We start from the raw sequence: 21,736 nt of genomic DNA, 5'->3' as shown, positions 1-21,736 counted from the left end.
CGCAATTATGTTTTGGCTAAATATGTACTGTAGTAAAAGATCGCTTGGTGCTGGGTTAGCTTTCCTCGTCGACCAGCAGGCTCTGGAGCAAGGATTCCACCTCTTCGTCAGAGAGGCCGTCGAGGTCTTGCATGTGATCGAGCAGACCGTTCCCGTGGTGGGCCGCCCGCGGTCGTTCGGGGGCCGTCAGCGATGACGGCAACGGCTTGTTCCCACGGTCGGCATTCCACTCGACGAGGACGCGTTGGCGTTCGTCGTCGGTCAGGAGCGGCAGGTCGGCCAGGGACGTCTCGGGGTTGGCGACGATGCCTTTCAGCAAGGTGTGGAACCAGCCGAGCATCCGGTCGATGGTGTCGCTCTCGAACAGGTCGGTGGCGTACTCGAGTGCGGCGTTCAGGCCCTGATCGGTTTCGGTCAGCTTGAGCGTGAGGTCGAACTTGGCGGTCTCGACGGGCGGTTCGAGGACGCTCATCGTCAGTCCGGCGGTCGCGAGCGGTGGCAGAGGCGCGTTCTGAAGGATGAGCATGGCCTGGAACAAGGGGGACCGGCTCGAGTCGCGTTGAGCGGCCACGGCCTCGACAATTTGCTCGAACGGGAGGTCCTGGTGCGCGAAAGCGTCGAGGACGATGGGCCTGGTTCGTCGGAGAAGTTCCCGGAAGCTGAGTTCTCCGGTGAGCTCAGCGCGGAGGACGAGCGTGTTGACGAAGAGGCCGATCAAGCCCTCGGTCTCGGAGCGAGTCCGTCCCGCGACGGGCGATCCGACGGCGATATCGTTCTGTCCCGAGACGCGATGGAGGAGGGTCTGGAAGGCGGCGAGTACGGTCATGAAGAGGGTCGCCCCTTCATGTCTTGCAATGTTTCGGAGTTCGTCGAGCAAGGGCATCGCGAGGACCGTGGAGCGTTCGCCCCCTTGATGAGTCAAGGCGGGGGGGCGAGGCCGGTCCGTGGGGATCTCGAGCGGGGTCATGCCGGCAAGTTGCTTCGTCCAGTAGGCGAGTTGATTGTCGAGGGTCTCGCCTTGCAGCCATTGGCGCTGCCAGAGGGCAAAATCGGCGTACTGGATCGGGAGCGAGGGTAGAGGCGAAGGCCGCCCCAGAGCAAAGGCGTCGTAGAGCGCTCCGGCTTCGCGGACGAGCACACCGAGCGACCAGCCATCGGCGATGACGTGGTGCAAGGTCAAGAGGAGGATGTGCTGGCGGCTCTCGAGGCAGAGCAAGGCCGCATGAATCAAGGGACCATGCGCGAGGTCGAAGGGGCGTTGGGCCTCGTCTTCCATTCGTTTCGCGACTTCCGCCCGGCGCTGGTCGGGGGGCCAGGTGGAGAGGTCGGTGGTGGGCAAGGCGACGGTCAGAACTGGAGCGAAGACTGGGATCGGTCGTCCGTCCTCGGCCCGGAAGCTGGTCCGGAGCGATTCGTGGCGTCGAACGAGCTCGTCGAGTGCGCGTTGGAGGGCGATGGAGTCGAGCGGCCCGTCGATTCGGATGGCGAGTGGGATGTTGTAGAGCGGGCTCCCCGGCTCGAGCTGGTCGAGGAACCAGAGCCGTTGCTGGGCGAACGAAGCGGGCAAGGGGCCTTGATCTCTTGGGACCGGCCGCAACGGCGGTGCGCTGGTTCCTTGGCTCGCCTGCTGGAGCGTTTCGAGGCGTTGCGCGAGCGCCGCAACGGTGGTCGCCTCGAACAAGGTGCGGAGCGGGATGTCGATATTGAAGGCGTCGCGGAGTCGAGAGGCGACCTGGGTGGCGAGGAGCGAGTGACCGCCAAGCTCGAAGAAGTTGTCGTGAATGCCGATATGGTCACGCTTGAGGATCTGGGCCCAGGTTTGCGCAACGAGATTCTCCGCTTTGGTACGCGGTGCCTCGTACGGTTCGCCCGCGACGATGAGCTGCGTGTTGGGATCCGGGAGCGCGTTGCGGTCGACTTTGCCGTTGGGCGTGAGGGGCAAGGCGTCGAGGAGGACGAATGCGGAGGGGATCATCGGCTCGGGGAGCGCATTTTTGAGCCAGCGTCGGAGTTCGGCGGTGGTGGTCCGAGCCTCGTCGGCGGTGACGAGATAGGCGACCAGTTGAGCATTCCCTTGAGCGTCGGGACGTGCAACCGCCACGGCGGCCTGAACGCTCGGATGCAGGTTGAGCGCGTCTTCGACTTCACCGAGCTCGATGCGGTGTCCTCGGATCTTGACCTGATGATCGAGTCGTCCGAGGCATTCGAGGGTGCCGTCTGTTCTCCAGCGAGCGAGGTCCCCGGTGCGGTAGAGTCGAGCGCCCGGTTTTCCGAAGGGGTCGGGGAGGAAGCGTTCGGCGGTGAGTGCGGGTCGGTCGAGATAGCCTCGGACCACGCCGTCGCCGCCGATGTAGAGCTCGCCTGCGACGCCGATGGGGACGGGCTGAAGCAGAGCATCGAGGATGTAGATCTGTGTATTGGCGATGGGTCGTCCGATGGAGACGGCTCCGTTGCCGGTTTCGACGCGAGCGGCGGTGGACCAGACGGTGGTTTCGGTCGGTCCGTAGAGGTTCCAGAGCGCGTCGGCGTTGGGGAGCAGTCGCTCGGCCAGTTCGCGTGTCATGGCCTCGCCGCCGCAGAGGATGGTGAGTCCGAGTTGGCCATTCCAGCCGGAATCGAGGAGGAGTCTCCAGGTGGCGGGTGTGGCCTGGAGGAATCGAGCGTTGGCGTTGTGAAGTCGCTTGGCGAGTCGTCGGCCGTCGGTGGCCTCGTCACGGCTGGCGAGCTCGATTCGAGCGCCGAGGGCGAGTGGGAGAAAGAGTTCGAGGACGGCGATATCGAAGGAGAGAGTGGTGACGGCCAGGAGTGAGTCACCTGGTTTGAGCTCGAGGAGCGCTCTCATGGCGAGTAGGAAGTTGTTGAGGGCGTCATGTGGGATCATGACGCCCTTGGGCTTCCCGGTGGATCCCGAGGTGTAGATGACGTAGGCGAGGCTTGCGGGGTGGATCGTGATGTCGGGGGCAGAGGATCCATCGTGGTGTTCGATCTCGGCGCGATCGTCGTCGAGGAGGACGACGCGCACACCGGTATCTGGCAAAAGTTTCTGGATGTGACGATCGGTGAGCAGGATCGCGGCCCCAGAATCGCGGAGCATGAAGTCGAGACGATCGCGGGGGTAATCGGGGTCGAGGGGGAGGTAAGCCGCGCCTGCTTTGAGGACCCCGAGGAGCGCGACGAGCATGTCGGGCGATCTCTCGGAGCAAAGGGCAACGAGTGTGTCGGTTCCCGCGCCCAGCGATCGGAGCTGGTGCGCGAGCTGGTTGGCGGCACGATCGAGTTGGCTGTAGGTGAGCGAGCGGCCGTGGGCGTCGATCACGGCCGTGGCATGGGGAGTGCGTGCAGCTTGCGCTTCGAACAGGCGAGGGACCGACGATCCGTCAGGCAATTCGATGCCGGTATCGTTGTATTCGACGAGGAGCCGGTTGTGTTCGCCCCCGCCCAGGAGCGGCAGGTCGGCCAGCGGCGTCTCGGGGTTGGCGACGATGCCTTTTAGCAAGGTGTGGAACCAGCCGAGCATCCGGTCGATGGTGTCGCTCTCGAACAGGTCGGTGGCGTACTCGAGGGCGGCGTTCAGGCCCTGATCGGTTTCGGTCAGCTTGAGCGTGAGGTCGAACTTGGCGGTCTCGACGGGCGGTTCGAGGACGCTCATCGTCAGTCCGGCCGTCGCGAGCGGTGGCAGAGGCGCGTTCTGAAGGATGAGCATGGCCTGGAACAAGGGGGACCGGCTCGAGTCGCGGTGAGCGGCCACGGCCTCGACGATTTGCTCGAACGGGAGGTCCTGGTGCGCGAAGGCATCGAGGACGATCGGCTTGGTCCGTCGAAGAAGTTCCCGGAAGCTGAGCGTTCCGGCGAGCTCAGTGCGGAGGACGAGCGTATTGAGGAAGAGGCCGATGAGCCCCTCGGTCTCGGGACGAGTCCGTCCTGCGACGGGCGATCCGACGGCAATGTCGTTCTGCCCCGAGATGCGATGGAGAAGGGTCTGGAAGGCGGCGATCAAGGTCATGAAGAGGGTTGCCCCTTCTTCACGAGAGAGCTTACGGATCTCGTCGAGCAGAGGCATCGCGATGACCGTGGAACGCTCACCGCCGTGATGGGAGAGGGCGGGGGGGCGAGGCCGGTCCGTGGGGATCTCGAGCGGGGTCAGGCCGGCGAGCTGCTTGGTCCAGTAGGCGAGTTGGGGATTGAGGGTATGGCCTTGCAGCCATTGGTGCTGCCAGAGGGCATAATCCGCGAACTGGATCGGGAGCTCGGGGAGCGGCGACGGCCGGCCGTGGGCGTACGCGTCGTAGAGCGCGCCTGCCTCTCGGATCAGGACCCCGAGCGACCAGCCATCGGAGATAATGTGGTGCATGGTCAGGAGCAGGACGTGCTGCGTGGGCTCGAGGCAGAGCAGGTCCGCGTGGATGAGCGGTCCGGCCGCCAGGTTGAAGGGACGCTTGGACTCACCGTCGATGCGTTTCGCCACCTCGGCCTGGCGGCGGTCGAGAGGCCAGGAGGAGAGGTCGATGTGGGTCAACGGGAGCGTCTGGTCTGATTCCACGACCTGGGTGGGGCGTCCCTCCAGGGCCCGGAAGGTGGTCCGGAGTGACTGGTGGCGTCGGACGAGCTCGTTGAGAGCGCGTTGGAGGGCGATGGAGTCGAGCGGCCCGTCGACCTGGATGGCGAGCGGGATGTTGTAGAGCGGGCTCCCCGGCTCGAGCTGGTCGAGGAACCAGAGCCGCTGCTGGGCGAACGAGGCCGGGATCGCCCCTTCCCAGGGACCCGTGAGGATCGAGGGCGCGTGGGTTTCCTCGGTGTCTCGCTGGAGCGTTTCGAGGCGTTGTGCGAGCGCCGCGACGGTGGTCGCCTCGAAAAGGGCGCGGAGCGGGATCTCGGTGTGGAAGGCGTCACGGAGTCGAGAGATCACCTGGGTGGCGAGGAGCGAGTGGCCACCGAGTTCAAAGAAGTCGTCGTGGATCCCGACCCGCTCCCGCTTGAGAACAAGCTCCCAGGTCTGGGCGACGAGGGTCTCGGCCTGGTTGCGGGGCGCTTCATACGGTTCCCCCGACGCGAGATTCTTGGCCGCGGGAGCAGGGAGCGCGTTGCGGTCGACTTTGCCGTTAGGCGTGAGCGGCAGGGCGCCGAGGAGGACGAATGCGGAGGGGATCATCGGCTCGGGGAGCGCATTTTTGAGCCAGCGTCGGAGTTCGGCGGTGGTGGTCCGAGCCTCGTTGGAGATGACGAGATAGGCGACCAGTTGAGCATTTCCTTGAGCGTCGGGACGCGCAACCGCCACGGCGGCCTGAACGTTCGGATGCAGATTGAGTGCGTCTTCGACTTCACCGAGCTCGATGCGGTGTCCTCGGATCTTGACCTGATGGTCGAGTCGTCCGAGGCATTCGAGAGTGCCGTCTGTTCTCCAGCGAGCGAGGTCCCCGGTGCGGTAGAGTCGAGCGCCCGGTTTTCCGAAGGGGTCGGGGAGGAAGCGTTCGGCGGTGAGTGCGGGTCGGTCGAGATAGCCCCGGGCCACGCCGTCGCCGCCGATGTAGAGCTCGCCGACGACGCCGATGGGGACGGGCTGCATCCCGGGGTCGAGGACGAAGATCTGGGTGTTGGCGATGGGCCGGCCGATGGGCACGGTCCCGACCTCTTCATGATCGCACCGATGAACACTGCACCAGACGGTTGCTTCGGTGGGCCCGTACTCGTTGAACAGGTCGGTCTCGGGGAGTCGTGCCCGAAGCCGCTCGGGCAGGTCGCGGGGGCAGAAGTCGCCCGCGACGATGACGGTCGTCAGGCTCATCAAGCTCGCTTGAGGAGCCTCTTCCAGGACCAGGCTCAAGACCGAGGGGACGCAGAGCAGGTGGGAGGCCTGATGACGCTGGACGAGGTCGGCGATCGCGGCCGGGTCCGCTTGTGATCCGCGGGAGGGGAGCACGAGCGTTCCCCCTTGGCCGAGGGTCCAGAAGATCCCCGCCACCGAGCTGTCGAAGGCGAACGACGAGAGCAGCAAGAAACCGCGGACCGGCTGCCGGTAGTGGAGGAATCGCGACCAGGTGGAATGGACCAGGTTCCGATGTGAGACCGGCACTCCCTTGGGTTTGCCGGTGGAGCCCGACGTATAGATCACATAAGCCAGATTGTCGGGGTGCAAGTTGACGATCGGCGGGCTGTCCGGGTGCTGGGCGCCCGTTTCCTCAGCGTTGTCGAGCAGGATGACCCGGTCCCTGATGTCGCCTGGCAAAACGCTGAGCAGGCGCTCCACGGTCAAGATCCGCGCGACCTGCGCATCGTGGAGCGTCGTGGCCAGGCGATCGCGAGGATAGTCCGGGTCGAGGGGGAGATAGGCGGCCCCTGCCTTCAGGATGGCGAGAATGCCGACGATCATCTCGGGTGAGCCGTCGACGCAGAGCCCGACCCGTGAGTCGGGGCTGACCCCTTGCGCGATGAGATGATGGGCCAGCCGGTTCGCCCTTGCATTGAGTTCGGCGTAGGTGAGGGCTCGACCGTGGGCGTCGATGACGGCGTTGGCGTTGGGACTGTTCCTGGCGTGGGCCTCGAACCACTGATGAATGAACGACTCCGCGGGCGGCTCGGCCGCAGTGTCGTTCCATTCGACGAGGACGCTTCGACGCTCTTCGTCAGTGAGCAGCGGCAGGTCGGCCAGGTGGGTCTCAGGGGCGTCGACGATCCCTTGCAGGAGGATCCGGAACCGTTCGAGCATGCGGTCGACGGTTCCGCGGTCGAACAGGTCGGTGTTGTACTCGAGCGAAGCCGCCAGGCCCGCTTTTGTCTCGGCCGTGGTCATCGCCAGGTCGAACTGGGCCGCATGCTGTTCGAGGGCCACCGACTCCAGGGGGAAGCCGCCCAGGTCCAGGCGCGGGCCTCGCTCGCGGAGCGCGAACGGAGTCAGCCCTTCCTTATCGAGTCGCTGCGCCTTCTGGAAGGTGAACAGGACCTGGAAAAGCGGCGAACGGCTGAGGTCGCGGGCCGGCTGGAGCCGTTCCACCAGCAGCGTGAACGGGTAATCCTGGTGCTCCAGGCCGTCGTGGACCGTTTGTCGGGTGCGGTCGAGCAGTTCCGCAAAGGTCGGGTTTCCCGAGAGGTCGGCCCGGAACGGCAACGGGTTGACGAAGTGGCCGACCACCTGGGCCTGGCCTTGATGGTCACGGCCCGCCACGGGGGAGCCGACGATCAGGTCGTCCTGGCCGCTCTGACGCCCCAGAAGGACCTGGAAGGCCGCCAGCAAGGTCACGTAGAGGCTTGTGCCGTGCTCACTTCCCAGCCGGGCCAGTCGCTGGATCAGCGGTCGGTCGAGATGGATCGTCCTCGCTGCTCCATTGTGAGATTGGACCGCGGGGCGGGGCCGATCGGTCGGCAAGGCGAGCGTGGGAACCGGCCCGGCGAGCTGGTTCCGCCAGTAGGCCCAGAGCCGTTCTCCAGTGGCCCCTGCCAGCATCTCGGTCTGCCAGCGCACATAGTCGGTGTACTGGATTGGGAGCGGTGCGAGAGGGGCAGAGACACCGGCTCGCTCGGCCGGCACAATCAGCCCGAGCTCATGCAGCAAGATGGCGATCGCCCAGAAGTCGCTGACGATATGATGAACCGCCAGGAGGAGGTAATGCTCCCGGGGTGAGCGAGAAAAGAGGGCGGTGCGAAAGAGCGGGCCGGTTTCGAGGTCGAACGGACGATCGGCCTCCTCGATCAGCCGCTGTTGGATGGCGGCCTCGTCCCAGGCGGAGATGTCTTCGACCAGGAACGAGACGGTCGACGTCTCGTGGATGCGTTGCACGGGCCGGCCATCGAGCTCGGCAAAGGTGGTCCGCAACGCGGCGTGGCGCTCCACGAGGCGCTGGAGGCTACGGCGGAGCGCCTCGACATCAATCTCGGCCGGTACGCGGGCTGCCCCTGCGATGTTGTAGGCCGTACTCGAGGGATCGAGGCGGTGCAGGTGCCAGAGCGACTGCTGGCCGAAGGAGAGCGAGTGCGCGGTGACCGCTGCGCGGCCGGGTTCACGCGATGGCAGAGACGCGGGGGCGGGGGCCTCCCCGAGTGCGATCGCCTGATCGGCGAGTTCGGTGATGGTCGGACCCGTCATGAGGCTCGTCAGCGGGAGGATCGTGCCGAGGTCGGCCTCGACGCCCCCTTTCAACTCGATGGCCATCAGCGAGTCGAGTCCCAGCGTATTCAACGGGCGGGCGGGGTCGATCCGGGCAGGGTCCAGCCGGAGCACTCCCGCCACGCGCTCCCGGAAGTAGCGGACGAGCGTTTCGCGACGCTGGTCGAGAGGCGCGTTCCGCCAGTCCGCCAGGTTTCCTTGGCCAGCGTGACGTCGTTCGCGTTTGGAGCGTTGCGCCTCCTCGATCTTCTCGAGGAGAGGCCATTTGCCCCCCTCCGCATGCAGGAGTCTCGGGACGGCCCAGTCGACGTCGGCCACGAAGCACTGTGGCCTGCCTTCGTGGATCAGGCCTTCGAGGACTCGAAATGCCCGATCGGGTTCGAGCGGCTTGAAACCGAGGAGCTGGAAGGCCCGCATTCGTTCGGCCGAGGCCGCCATGCCGGCCCCCGCCCACGGACCCCAGTTGACGCTCAGGACGGGTCGGCCCTGGGCCTTCGAGGCGTGCGCGAAGGCATCAAGATACGCATTGGCGGCGGCATAATGCGCCTCTTTGGCCCCCATGACCGAAGCGACTGAAGAGAAGAGGACGAAGAAATCGAGCGGGAGGTCGCGGCTCAGCTCGTCCAGGACCCACGTACCGGTGACCTTGGGACGGAGCACGGCGGAGATGGTGTTCCGGTCGAGGTTGCGCGTGGTCTCGTTCGTAATGAGACCCGCCGCATGGAGAATACCAACGATCGGAGGAAGCGTCTCCCGGAGCCGCTCGAAGAGCGCGGACATGCCGTCGGGGTCGGCCACGTCGACGTGGCCGACCACCACCGTCGCGCCCAGCCGCTCGAGGTCCTGGATCGCCGCGACCCCTTTTCGGGCGATGTCCCCGGGGGGGAGCTTGTCCCAGAGGACGCGCTGGGGAAGCTTCCGGCGACTCACCAGGACGAGCCGGCGCGCTCCCCGTTCCGCCAGCCAACGAGCTGCTTGAAGTCCGAGCTCTCCAAGACCTCCCGTGATCAGGTACGTTCCTTCGGGCCGAACGAGCGGCGTTCCGTGAGACGGGGCCGGCGCCTTGCGGCGGACCAGTCGAGGCACGAAGCGTTCCTGGCTCCGCAAGGCGACTTGCCCTTCACCGTCCCCGGCGAGGAGCTCGGCCGCCAGCGCGGCGACTCCACCTTCGACGGCTTCGGGATCAAGGTCGATCAGACCGCCCCAACACTCCGGGTGCTCCAATGCGATCGAGCGGCCCAATCCCCAAAGCGGTGCTTGCGCCAGGCCTTGATCGCTGACCTTCTTCGGTTGATGAGCTCCGTTTCCATTCCGAGAAACGGGGGCCGGAGCAGGGATCGGCTGCGCTCCTCGGGTCACCAGCCAGAGCCTCGGCTTGGGCTGGTTCCCCCGCGGCTCCAGGTTCCCGAGCGTCTGGATCAGGGGGAGCACGTTGCTGACACCCATCCGCTCCGCGTCGTCGAGTGCGGTGAGACCAGGGGCGGCCGCGGCTTCCGCGTCCAGGCTTCCCAGATGGACGATGCCGTGATAGGCCCCTGCTTCAACTCGATCAGCAAGTCCCTCGAAATCCAGGTCCAGGCAAGGGACGAGCGAGCACGAGACGCCTCGAGCTTCCAGGTCCGACCTCAGGGCATGGCCCACGCCCTGGCAATCCGCCAGAATGAGCCAACGGCCTTGGGAGCCCTCGGTCGTCGGCTCGGCCGATCGGGATTTCGAGATCCAGTCCAACTCATAGAGCCAATCGGCCACCTCGGGATTGAGCGGCTTACCGTTCTTGGGGCCGGAATGACCGTTCCGTGAGGGGAGCTTGGCCGCGGGCTCGAGCCAGAACCGCTCGCGCTGCCAGGGGTAGGTCGGCAGCGGGACGCAACGCCCGGCGGGGGCGACGGCCTGCCACTGGACGTCGAACCCGGCGGTGTAGAGCGCGCCCAGCGAGCGGAGCATGACCTCGCGTTCGTCCTCCCCGCGTCGGAGCGAAGGGAGACTGGTCCCCGGCCGGCCTTGCTGGCGGAGAATCCGGGTGATCGACGCACCGAGCAACGGGTGGGCGCCCAGCTCCAGGAACAGGGTCGGGCGGTCTTCGGCCAGCAGCGTTTCGATTGCTGGCGAGAAGAGGACGGTCTGCCGCAGGTTCCGACCCCAGTACGCGGCGTCGAGCGACTCGCCGGCGATCGGTTTTCCGGTGACCGTCGAGACAAGCGGGGTCGTGGTCGCCCGCGGCTGGAGCCCTGCCAGGGATTCGGCGAACTCGCCGAGCAGAGGGTCCATTTGGGGGCTGTGGAACGCGCAATCGACGTCGAGGATCCGGGCAAACACATTTTCGTGCTTGAGCGTGTCGACGAGTTCGCGGACGGCCTGGGGATCACCCGAGACCGTGGTGAATTCCGGTCCGTTGAGGGCGACGAGCGAGAGCCGGCCGGCCGAGGCGTTTACGAAGCGCTGGGCGTCGTCGCGAGCAAGACCGAGAGCGGCTGTGAGCCCGAGCCCGGCAATCCGACGCATCAGGCGGCCGCGATGGTGGGCGATCCGGAAGGCGTCCTCGAGATCGAAGGCCCCGGCGAGGTGGGCCGCGGCGATCTCACCGAGGCTGTGCCCGACGATCGCGTCGGGCACGATCCCCCACGACCGCCAGAGCGCGGCCAGGGCGACTTGCAGGGCCAAGGTCAATGGCTGAGCCAGTTCGGTCTCCGCGCCCGGGTCGGCCGGCTCGTCGGCCAGGAACTGAGCCATCAACGACCAGCCGGCCCGTGGCGTGAAGCAGGCCTCGCACTGCTCCATGACAGCACGGAAGACGGGCTCGCGCTTCAGGAGTAGGCGCCCCACCCCGCGCCACTTCGCTCCCTGGCCGGAGCAGACGAGGACGAGCTTCGAGGGTGGCCCTGCGCTGGGCCGTTCCTCAAAGAGAAAGGGCTCCGCGATGAGCTGCGCGGCCGCCTCGCCGGGTGATCGCGCGACCAGGGTCCGGCGATGCTCGTGATGGTTGCGGCGGACGCTTGCGGTATGGGCGATGTCGCGAACCGAGATGCCGTCGAGTGACGACGCCAGCATTTCACGATACGACGTGGTCAACGCTCGCAGCGCCTCGGGACTGCGTGCGGAGAGTGGCAGCAGCACGGCCTCTTCGCCTGAATCAGCGATGGAGGCCGGAGCCGGGGCAGACTCCAGCACGACGTGAGCATTGGTTCCGCCAAATCCGAAGGCGCTGACTCCGGCGAGGGCCGGCCCTTCAGTGGTTGGCCATGCCCTCAGCGTGCCTTGGACCTCGATGGCCAGCTCGTCGAAAGGGATGTGCGGGCTCGGGTTCTCAAAGTGGAGGCTGGGCGGGATCGTCCGATGCTGGAGCGCGAGGACCGTCTTGATCAGGCCGGCGATCCCGGCGGCCGCTTCCAGGTGGCCGATGTTCGATTTGACCGTGCCGATCACGCACGGTCGGTCCGCGGCCCGGCCCGCTCCCAGCACATTACCGAGTGCTCGCGCTTCGATCGGATCGCCGAGCGCCGTCCCGGTGCCGTGAGCTTCGACGTACTGAATTTCGCTGGGAGCCACTCCCGCCGCGCGATAGGCGTCGCGGAGGACCGCTTCTTGCGCCTGGCGGCTCGGTGCGGTCAGGCCATTGGAGCGGCCGTCCTGGTTGACCGCCCCCCCTCGGATCAAGGCGCGGATCGGGTCGCCGTCGGCCAGGGCCCGCGAGAGTGGTTTGAGGACGACGAAACCGGCCCCCTCGGCTCGGACATACCCGTCGGCGCGGGAGTCGAAGGCCTTACAGCGGCCGTCGGGGGCGAGGAAACCGGCCTCGGCGAAGTTCGCCCCGATCTCGCGGGAGAGCAGGATGTTGACTCCGCCGGCCAGGGCAAGCGTGGCCTCGCCGTTCCGGAGGCTCTGGCAGGCGAGGTGGACCGCCACCAGCGACGACGAGCAAGCGGTGTCGATCGCCAGGCTCGGGCCTCGGAAGTCGAGCAGGTACGACAGCCGATTGGCCGCGATGCTCGCGGCGTTGCCCGTCACGATGTACGGGTCAACCGAGTCCGCTCGGTCCCATTGGAGCCGGCCGTAATCATTCGTTGAGATACCGACGTAGACGCCGGTGCGCGTGCCCGCCAGTCGTCCGACGGCCTGACCCGCGTCTTCAAGTGCCTCCCAGGCGAGTTCCAGGAGCAGTCGCTGCTGCGGGTCGGTCCGAACCGCTTCGCGGGGCGAGATTCCGAAGAAGTCGGCGTCGAACCGATCGACTTGATCGAGGAAGCCGCCCCAGGGAGGAACCCCCTTGCTTGACCCGTTGCCGGTGGCGGTCTCCCAGCGATCGGTGGGCACCGCGCTGATCGCATCAACTCCGTGACTCAGCAACTGCCAGAAGGCGTCCGGGTCATCGGCCCCCGGGAAGCGGCAGCCGACCCCGATGATGGCGATCGGCTCGGTCCTTGCATGGCGGTCGCTGGGCTCGTCCGCCCGGTCGTGCGCAACGCCGGCCAGGTGACCGGCGAGTTCCTTGATCGTCGGATACTCATAAACAAGTGTCGGCGAGAGGGGCTGTCCGAGCCAGTCCTGAAGCTCGCCCGCCAGCCCCACTGCTTGAAGCGAGCTGAGTCCGTAACCGGAGAACGGGGTTTTTGTGTCGATCTGTCCCGCCTGGATTCCCAGGGTGCCGGCCAGCCGTGCGATCAACCAGGCCTCCACGTCGGACGCCCGGGGGCGTTCGCCCTCCGCCTTGGGTTCGGGCGGGGCTGGGGCCGGGGTCGAGGCGAGGGGCGTTGGGGGCGACTCGCCCGTTCCCACTTCCTTGACCTGGGAGCCGACGATGTCGAGCGTCCCCGCGAGATAGAGTTCGCGGCTGGCCTGGCGCTGGACCTTGCCGCTGGAAGTCTTGGGGAGGCTCATCGCCTTGATCAGGCAGATTGCGTGAACGTCGAGCTCGTGCTGCTCGGCGACGGCGCGGCGGATCGCCAGGAAGATTTCGCTGACGTCGTTCCCTCTGACCTGTCGCTCGACCTCGTGGACGACGACAAGTTGCTCGTCGCCGTCGACCTCCACGGAGAACGCCGCGCCCCCCTCGGACCGGAGCGCGGGGTGGCTCTGTTCGACGGTCCACTCAACGTCTTGCGGGTAGACGTTGCGTCCCCGGACGATGATCAGGTCCTTGAGGCGGCCGGTGACGATCAACTCGCCGTCGTTGACGAACCCGAGGTCGCCGGTTCGGAGAAAGGGGCCCTCGCCGGTGTCGGCCAGGGTTGCGTGAAAGGTGGCTTCGGTGAGCTCGGGCCGATTCCAGTAGCCCAAGGCGACGCTCGGACTCGAGACCCAGATTTCACCGACCTGGTCGGTGGCACAGCGGCGGCGCGTCTCGGGATCGACGATGGCGACGACCTGCCCGGCGGGGATCTGCCCCGAGCTCACCAGGGAGCGGGAGCCCGACTCATCGGCGGAGGCCCGGACGATCTGATTCTGTTCCAGAGGGGCCGTGGCCAGCGAGACGACGACCGGCCGGGCCTCGGCAGGGCCCCCCGAGACGAGCAGGGTTGATTCGGCGAGGCCATAGCAGGGGAGGAAGGCCTCGCGACGGAAGCCGCACGGGGCGAACGCTGCGGCGAAGCGTTCGAGCGTTTCCGCCCGGACCGGCTCCGCGCCGTTGAAGGCGACCGTCCAGCGGCTCAGGTCGAGACTGGCACGCTGCTCGTCGGTCACCTTGCGCACGCAGAGGTCGTAGGCGAAATTGGGACCGCCACTGATGGTTGCCCGGGTCTGCGAGATGGCTTGCAGCCAACGGAACGGGCGCTGGAGGAAGGCGACCGGCGACATGAGCGTGCTGGTCCCACCGCAGTGGAGCGTTTGGAGCACGCCGCCGATCAACCCCATGTCGTGATGGAGCGGCAGCCAGAAGACCCCTCGGCTCGCTTCGGTCGAGGCGAAGCAGCCGCCGATCCACTCCGAGTTCCGGACCAGGTTGCCGTGGCTGACCATGACCCCCTTGGCCGCCGCCGTGGAGCCGGAGGTGTACTGCAAGAAGGCCAGGGTCGCGGGACCGACGTCCGGCGCTCGCCAGGACTCGGCCAGGCGGTCGTCGAGGTCCCCATCGGTGGCGAGCCATTGAGGCTGTGCCAACTCGGGAACCTGGGTGAACCAACGGGGGGCTTCGCTCCGCAGGCTCTCGGTCGTCAAGACGGCCGCGGGGGCGCAGTCGGACACGACTGCCTTGAGCCGGGGCATCGGCCGGTTGGGTCGCGGTGGATAGATGGGGACAGCCACCACGCCAGCGTAGAGGCAACCAAAGAAGGCGGTCAGGAACTGCAAACCCGGTGGATACACCAGTAGCGCACGTTCCCCGTGGGGGAGCCGTTCCTGGAGGAGTCCCCCCAGGGTTCGCGCTTGCCGGTCCAGTTCCCCATACGTCAGGTGGAGATCCGGCCCGTCGTCGTCTGCGCTAAAGACGAAAGCCGACCGATCGGGCTGATGGAGCGCCCACCATCGGAGGATATCGAGGAAGCTGGAGGGATCATTAATAAGTCGGGGGGCGTGTTGTGTCTTCATAAGTTGCTGGGGATCAAGGACATCAGATCAAGGCGGGGAGAGCCGGGCCTGACTCTCGACCGGATCCGCGCGCACCCGGCCCGAAGCACTCGCCGCTCCATCCTCAGCGCACGTCATCCATTGCCCGGCGCAGGCTCAGGGGGCGCATATCGGTCCACACTGCCTCGATGTGGGCCAAGCACTCTTCCCGGGTTCCCGCCTTGCCCGTATCACTCCAACCGTTGGGTAGATCCCGATCGGCCAGCCAGAGCGAATACTGCTCCTCGTGGTTCACAACAACTCGGAATTTCACGTCTTTGGCCGTCTGTCCAGGGACCATGACCAGGGAATCTCCTAAGGGCGTACGTCCGGGGGCTATCCTCCTCCGCCCCCCTTTGATCCGTCCACCAATCCGCAGGAAATCCCTTTCGCCGAAGACCGCTTTCTTTTTCTTAAATCGGAGGGATCGTCGCCTCCGAAAACGTTTCACATGCTCCAAGCCGACTCCTGATGCGACCCACCGCCACGACCGCGATCCTGGTTCCCACGGCCAGCAGCCATATGACGAGGCCTCCGTTCAATCCATCGTTGCTGGCCAGCAACGACCTCAGAGTGTCCAACTCAATGGGAGCGGCTTCGGGGATCTCGCGTGTTCAGGGCCTGACACACTTTGAAAGGGGCCGAGGGGGGACAGCTGCCTTCCAAAGGGAGTATCGAGCGAAATCTGCAAAACTCAAGCCGGTCGGTAAAGTCACCTGTATAATACCTAGCTTCTCTGGCACGAAGCGGTTAGGTAAAATATCCTGCATACGGAAGGTATGTCAAGAACTTCTGATGCGAAATTCGCGAGTATTCTTGGCAAAATCGAACCGATCGGAACCGATCGGTTCGATTTTGCCGATTGTCGGGCCGATTTGATCGCGATGGTATTGTGTTTTAGAAGGCGGGGCCTGGCGGGGGCAATCCGCCGCGAGCGGCGATGGCTTGGGGACGCCAGAATATCTGATGGGGAAGTGACTCTTTGTTTCGAGCGAACGGTCTCGGGCTGTTGGTCTCGCGTGGCGCTGGGCGAAAGTGACGATCGGTTCAATTCGCGGCTCGATCGTCCGGATTCCGTGGCTCTCGGTGGCGGCTGGGGACCTGGCCGAGCCGTTCGGCCCAGAGGGCAGGGGCGATCGCGAGGCTCAGGGAGGCGCGGGCCGCGGTGCTCCATCGGTTTTCCCTCCCCGTCGTGTCCTGATTCTCGTCCTCGGGGAGGGGGAGGAAGAGGTGGTCGACGGCATCCTCGGGGGGTGGCTGCTGCTCCTGATTCAGGCTCTCGATCGCCTTGTCCGCGGCCGACTGCTCGACGGTTCGGGCCGCCTCGCTTGCCTCATGAGATGGTTTTGCTTCGTCTTGCGGCCGCGTGGTGGACGGCCAGCGGCGGGTCGCCAGGCGATTCGCCTCGAAGGCCTCGTCCAGGCCGATAACGAAGCCGGCCCAGGAGGGAGGCGCGGCGAGAGAGGCTTCGGTCAGGGCATTCTCCGTGGACGCTGACCCCGGTCCGCCCGAACCGGTCTGCGGGGCGCTGGAGACGGTCAGGAGCGTGGCGGTTAAGGCGAGTGAGGATTCGTCGAGCGGGTCGAGCTTCGTGATTTGCTGGAACTGGTCCGAGAGGGGAAGTGAGAGGTCGGCCGATTCATCGAGCCATTCATTCAGGAGCGAGGAGAGGAGTGCGGTCAGCTCGGGAAGATCGTCCTGCGGGAACAGGGCCCCAGGTTCGAATTCGCCCAGGCTAAGAAGAAGTGAGGAGAGTGAGGTGTCGCCGGCCTTTGCGTTGCCGTCCACCCAGATCGTGAGGTTACCCGCGGCCGATTCGGCCGATTCGGACGACTCGGCCGAGAGGATCGTGAGGTTCGGGGAGGCGGGGGCCTGACTGCGTTCCCGCGCCTCGCTGGTGGTCGGCTCCGTGGCGGCCGACGATTCGCTTCGGGCATCACCGAACGATGCGATTTCGGCGAACGAGAAGGAATCGTTGGGCTTGCCGACGAGTCCGTTCTCCCAGTAAGAGTCGGGAGAGATGACGAGGAGCAACGGCCTGGAGCCGAACCGGGGGGGGCCTCCCTCCCTATTATCGTCGCGGAATCGGCTGAAGTCGATGATGCCTCGTCCGGGGGGGACGCTTCCAGGAAGACCTCGAATTGCAATGGTGAAGTATGGGGGAGGCGGTCCCGCTGGCTCGCCGGGGATCCGGTCAATTCTTCCTTCAATCACGTGGTAAGCGTCGCGGCTCCCGTCTCGCATGGCCACGGAGTCAAACACATCGGTTCTCATCGAAGGGAGGGCCGACCGGGCCAGTTGCATGTTGTTCGTGCTGAAAGCCAGGGTGAGACCAGCGGGCCGAGCCGGGCTGAGGGCGAGTTGGCCGCGATCTTCGCTCGTGGTCCCGCTGAACCCGGAAGTCCACCAGGCACTGGGGGCAGAAGGAGCCGAGGTCACTTCAAGGCTTGCGGGTGCCGGCCCGTAAATCGTCGTGAGCAAGGCCCGGTCCTCGAGCTGCTCCACTTGCCACGCTCGTGACGGCTTGGAACGGCGGGACGGGGTCATTGGGGGATCATCCTTGAAAGATCGAGCGTCGGGAGGGATGGCCATCGTCGGCGTTCCTTGAGCTTGATTCCGTTCGAGCCACTCCAGCCGGTCGTCGAGGCCCGTTGGCGATCGCTTGATGGAAAGAGCGGAGGCACGACTGCGGGCCTCTCCTGTCTGCGTCTTCTTGTGTGTCATGGGGCCGTCGGCGCGAATCTCGCGGAGAGTTCCGTGAATCGAGGGCGGCGGCGGATCGCCCGCAGGGCTTCGTCGGCGTGGATCACCTCACGCCAGAATGCGTCACGCTGGCCGTCGGGAATTCGTCCGAGGGCATCACCTAGAAGCTCCAGGGAGCGGTCTTGGTAGCGAAAAGAAACGTCCATCGCGTCGCGTCCGCGGGCGCCGACGTGTGCGGCGGCGACGGCGGCGGCTTGGGCATAAGTCCTCGCGGCATTGTAGTACATCCGGGGGGACGGCTCGCCGTGGCGGAGGGCTTCCTCGGCGTCGGCGACGGCCGACCGGTGCTGGCCGAGCAGGACCAGGGCCGAACCGCGGCCGGAGAAGGCGTCGCCGCTTCCGGGGTCGAGCCGTACCGCCTCCTCGAAGTCGAGCAAGGCGAGCTTGGGGGCTTCGGAGATGAGGTGGGCCCAGCCGCGATGGGCATACAAGGTCGCCCGGTCAGGCTTCAGGGCCAGGGCCCGCGTATAGTCGGCGATCGATCCGGCGTAGTCTTTGCGATGGGCCTTGGCCAGGCCCCGGATTTCGAGGAGTTCGGCCGAGGCGTGGCCGTTGGCCAGGTAGCCGTCGCAGGAGAGGAGTACGTCGTCGTATCGTTTTAACTCGAGCAGCGCGGCGACTCTCCAGCGGTGAGCTTCGGCCTGGTCGGGGTTGATCTCGAGTGCGGCGTCGCAGGCGTCGAGTGCCTCTCGGTAGCGTCCGGCCACGCAGAGCAAGTGTCCCCGCAAGGCGTGGTCGCCGGCCGCTTCGGGACTGCGCGGCGGTTCGCGCCGGAGGGTCTCATCGAGATCGCTGAGGGCGGCCTCCCGATCCTTGCTTTCGAGTTTCCAGAGGGCCCGGGTCCGATAGAGGGGGGCGAGGTCGGGCTTCAACTCGATGGCGCGGTCAAGCAGGGCGGCGGCTTCCTCGAGTTGTCCTTGTTCGCGGTCGAGGTGGGCCAGGGTGACGTAGGCGTTAAACCGCGAGGGGTCGATGGCAATGGCCTCTCGCAAGTCGACTATCGCTTCGCTCAGCCGATCGCGTTTGAAGCGGACCAGGCCGCGATTGACCCGCAACGCATAGCGCAGTTCCTGGCCCGAGCCGAGTTCGAGCGCCTTGCGGAAATCCGCCTCGGCATCCTCGAACGACTGGTCCGCCAGGGCCTGGTTTGTCTCCGCCGCGGCGATCTGGCCGCAGGCGAACCCGCGGAGCAAGTAGAGCCAGGCGAAGTCGGGTTGTCGCGTCAGGCAGTCCCGAAGCGCCACCTTGGCCACTGCGGGATGCGGCGGACTGGCGTTCAACTCGCAGATGGCCGAAAGGCAGAGGGCCCAGAAGTGATCGGGCTGGAGCCGGAGCGCGGCGTCAAAGTGCCGCTTTGCCCGGGCCAGCGACCCCCGTTTGGACCACTCACGCCCGAGCAGAAAGTGATCGAACGCGTCCGCCGGTTCGAGTCGCTCGGCCTCGACGCGCTGGCGCGACGCCCCCGGTTCATCCCCTGCGCGGGCCAGGCAGGCCGCTCGCCGAAGGTGATAGGCCGGCGAGGGGAGCGGGTGGACCTGGGCGGCGGCATCAAGGATCCCGAGCGCTTGTCGGGCCTGTTTCAGGGGATCCTCCCCGGCCGCCGGACGAGAGACCGCCTCGGCCAGCACGAGCAGGAGTTCGTGGGTGCCGCGGATCACGTCGACGCGTTCTTGAGCCGTCAGCGAGTCGGGTAACGGAGCAAGGATTCCGGAACCGGCCTGGTCCGGTGTCTCGAACACGGCCAGAGCCGCGCGGACGGCCTGGCGTGTGGCCTTGGGGTCATCGGGCAGGTCCAGGCCGGTGAAGTGGACGTCGCGGATAATCGCCTCGTCCCGGAGCCGAAGGAACCGGCCGAACCGCGCCTTGGCGTGCTCGCGGGCGTCGCGGTCGGCGAGTCCGCGTCGGATCCGGTCGAGGAGGCTGGCCGCCTGGGCGTTCAGGGCCGCCAGTCTCGGCTCTCCCTCGAGCCGCGTCGAGAGCTTCACGAGCGTGTCCCTGGCCCCGTTCAGGTCGCCGCGGGTGACTGCCTTCCCGGCGTCGCTGAGGGCGTAGTCGCCGGCCAGGCGGGCCGATGCCAGGTCTCTCGCCTGCTGGCGCAAGTTGTGTTCGTATCGTAGTCCGGAGACACCCAGGCCGACGACGGCCGCCAGGCCAAGGGCCATGAGGATGGCGGCCGTGGGACGGCGTCGCGTCCATTTCAGGCCACGCTCCCAGAGGGGAGTGGGGCGTGCCCGGATCGGTTCCCCCGCAAGGTAGCGTCCGAGGTCGTCGGCCAGGTCGATCGCGCTGGCGTAGCGGCGGCGGGGCTCCTTGTCCAGGCACTTCAGGCAGATCGTCTCCAGGTCGCGCGGGACCTTCGACAGGAGGCGAGAGGGAGGGACCGGCTCCTCGTGGATGACCTGCATGACGGTCTCCACCGGCGTCGTGCCGCGGAACGGAGGCCGCCCGGTCAGCATCTGATAGAGGATCGCCCCCAGACTGTAGATGTCGGCGGTCGGTCCGACCTCTCGATTTCGGCCTCGGGCCTGTTCGGGCGAAATGTAACTCGGCGAGCCCATGACTTGCCCGCTCTCGGTATGGCCGTCGTCCTCCTCGAGGCGCTTGGCCAGGCCGAAGTCGGTGATCTTGGGGATTCCGTCGTAGGTGAACAGGACGTTCGACGGCTTGAGATCACGGTGAATGATCCCTGCCTGGTGCGCGGCGTGGATCGCTCGGGCGAGGATGCCGAGGGTCTCGGCCGCCCGGTGTCCCGGCTGTGGCGTGCCGGCCATCCGAACCTCGAGACTTCCCCCTTCGAGCAACTCCAGGGCCACGAACGGGAGTCCGGCCTCATCGCCAATCTCATAGATCTGGAGGATGTTCGCGTGCCGGAGCCGTGCCACCGCCTTGGCCTCGATCCGGAACCGGGCCAGGTCCCTCGGCCGGGCGCGGCCGCCGTCGCGGATCATCTTCAAGGCGACCAGTCGGTTCAGCGAGCGCTGTCTGGCCTTGTAGACGACCCCCATCCCTCCCCGACCCAGTTCTTCGAGAATCTCGAAGTCGGGGACCGAGGGCCATGGGTTGAAGCTTTGGGTGGGCAACCGCCTCGCTCCGGCGGGGAGTGAGGGCCAGCCCGGTCGTTGCCGAAGTGCCGGCGGCCTTCGGCTCGCTTTTTCCGCGGAGAAGGTTTCCCGCCCCCATTCCTGGTTCTCACTCTCGAGCGGAGTGAAGTCCCCTGCGGTCAGGGCTTCCAGGTGATCCTGGCAACGTGGGCAAGTCTCGACATGGCCGATGATGAAAGCTTGTTCGGCGGAATCCAGCCGCTCCTTCAAAAGCAGCACGAACCGATCGCCCTCCGGGCAGCCTTTCATCGCGGCCTCCTGATGCCTTCCCGATTGATGGGGACCGTTTTTCTTTTTTATGGTCTCCCCCATTGGGAATACGGCGCGGTCGTTCCCAACCTAACACAAGATCCTTTGCAAGGCACTTGCCGACCCGTTTGCCGAAGGTTCTTCTCGCATGCGCACATGCTAGCCAGATTCCCAAGCCGAGGGAAAGTGATGATCGAAACTTCTCGGCGCTCTTTCATGTGGTCGAGCGTGTTCGTTAAGCTGTGTCGAACCTTAGTCTCGCGGTAACCGATTGCGGCGAGCCCGGCCGGCCGATGGGTTGGTCGATCCATCCGATGATCCCTTCCTCGGGGGAGGCGATGTCCGAAGCCGCTGATACCCAGACCTCCGTCAGTCTGCTGGGAACGTTCCAGAATGACCCCTCCAATGCGGAGGCCTGGGACGAGTTCGTCCGTCGCTATCGCCCCAAGATCTATGGTTGGTGCTGCGCCCGTGGTCTTCAGGGGGCCGATGCCGACGACGTCGCCCAGATTGTGCTCGCCAAGCTGACCGAAAAGATGCGTGGCTTCCAGTACGATCCTTCGCGAAGTTTTCGCGCCTGGCTGAAGACGGTTACCCAGCGCACCTTGATCGACTTTGTCGGGAGCAGGCAACACCGCACGGGCCAAGGGGACGACCACGCCTGGGAAGCCTTGAACTCGCTCGAAGCCCGGACCGATCTGGAGCGGCGGATCGAAGAGGCGTTTGACCGCGAATTGCTCGACGTGGCCATGCTTCAGGTCCGGCAACGGGTCTCCGCCCAGTCGTGGGATGCCTTCCGTCTCACCGCGTTGGAAGGGCTCTCGGGGGCCGACGCCTCGCGTCGCCTCGGGATGCCGGTCGCCAATGTCTTCATGGCCAAGCATCGCGTGCAGAAGTCGCTCCAGGAAGAAGTTCGCAAGCTGGACGGGGCGGGCGAACCTTGAATTTCGCAATGTTGGTTTTCCGCAACATTTTGATTTCCGTG

5 protein-coding genes are annotated in these 21,736 nt (G+C 66.1%); 1 reads left to right on the top strand and 4 read right to left on the bottom strand.

The annotated features are described in order from the left end of the window. Positions 1–55 precede the first annotated feature (55 nt). From V5E97_RS23865 to V5E97_RS23850, 4 genes are all read right to left on the bottom strand, one after another. Positions 56–14,620: an amino acid adenylation domain-containing protein gene (locus tag V5E97_RS23865; RefSeq protein WP_406694053.1), complete on the bottom strand. Its 14,565-nt coding sequence runs from the start codon at positions 14,618–14,620 to the stop codon at positions 56–58. Between the two features lie 103 nt (positions 14,621–14,723). After that, positions 14,724–14,939, bottom strand: a complete 216-nt coding sequence (locus V5E97_RS23860) for an MbtH family protein (RefSeq protein WP_406694052.1) — start codon at positions 14,937–14,939, stop codon at positions 14,724–14,726. Between the two features lie 746 nt (positions 14,940–15,685). Continuing rightward, on the bottom strand, positions 15,686–17,185 hold the full coding sequence (locus V5E97_RS23855; RefSeq protein ID WP_406694051.1) for a hypothetical protein: 1,500 nt from the start codon (positions 17,183–17,185) through the stop codon (positions 15,686–15,688). 173 nt (positions 17,186–17,358) lie between these two features. Continuing rightward, positions 17,359–20,751, bottom strand: a complete 3,393-nt coding sequence (locus tag V5E97_RS23850; RefSeq protein WP_406694050.1) for a serine/threonine-protein kinase — start codon at positions 20,749–20,751, stop codon at positions 17,359–17,361. A 338-nt stretch (positions 20,752–21,089) separates the two neighbouring features. Here V5E97_RS23850 and V5E97_RS23845 point away from each other — a divergent pair, with 338 nt between their 5' ends. Beyond that, positions 21,090–21,695, top strand: coding sequence for an RNA polymerase sigma factor (locus V5E97_RS23845; protein WP_406694049.1), 606 nt, complete (start codon positions 21,090–21,092; stop codon positions 21,693–21,695). Positions 21,696–21,736 lie beyond the last annotated feature (41 nt).

The sequence above is a fragment of the Singulisphaera photorubra genome (assembly GCF_045290345.1).
Lineage (GTDB): Bacteria > Planctomycetota > Planctomycetia > Isosphaerales > Isosphaeraceae > Singulisphaera.
Note: the sequence above shows the minus strand (reverse complement) of the source record. Positions and strands in the feature narration are given on the sequence as shown.

Coding starts and splice junctions, on each gene's coding strand:
- V5E97_RS23865 (WP_406694053.1), bottom strand. CDS start 14,620: ATGAAGACACAACACGCCCCCCGACTTATTAATGATCCCTCCAGCTTC.
- V5E97_RS23860 (WP_406694052.1), bottom strand. CDS start 14,939: ATGGTCCCTGGACAGACGGCCAAAGACGTGAAATTCCGAGTTGTTGTG.
- V5E97_RS23855 (WP_406694051.1), bottom strand. CDS start 17,185: ATGACCCCGTCCCGCCGTTCCAAGCCGTCACGAGCGTGGCAAGTGGAG.
- V5E97_RS23850 (WP_406694050.1), bottom strand. CDS start 20,751: ATGAAAGGCTGCCCGGAGGGCGATCGGTTCGTGCTGCTTTTGAAGGAG.
- V5E97_RS23845 (WP_406694049.1), top strand. CDS start 21,090: ATGTCCGAAGCCGCTGATACCCAGACCTCCGTCAGTCTGCTGGGAACG.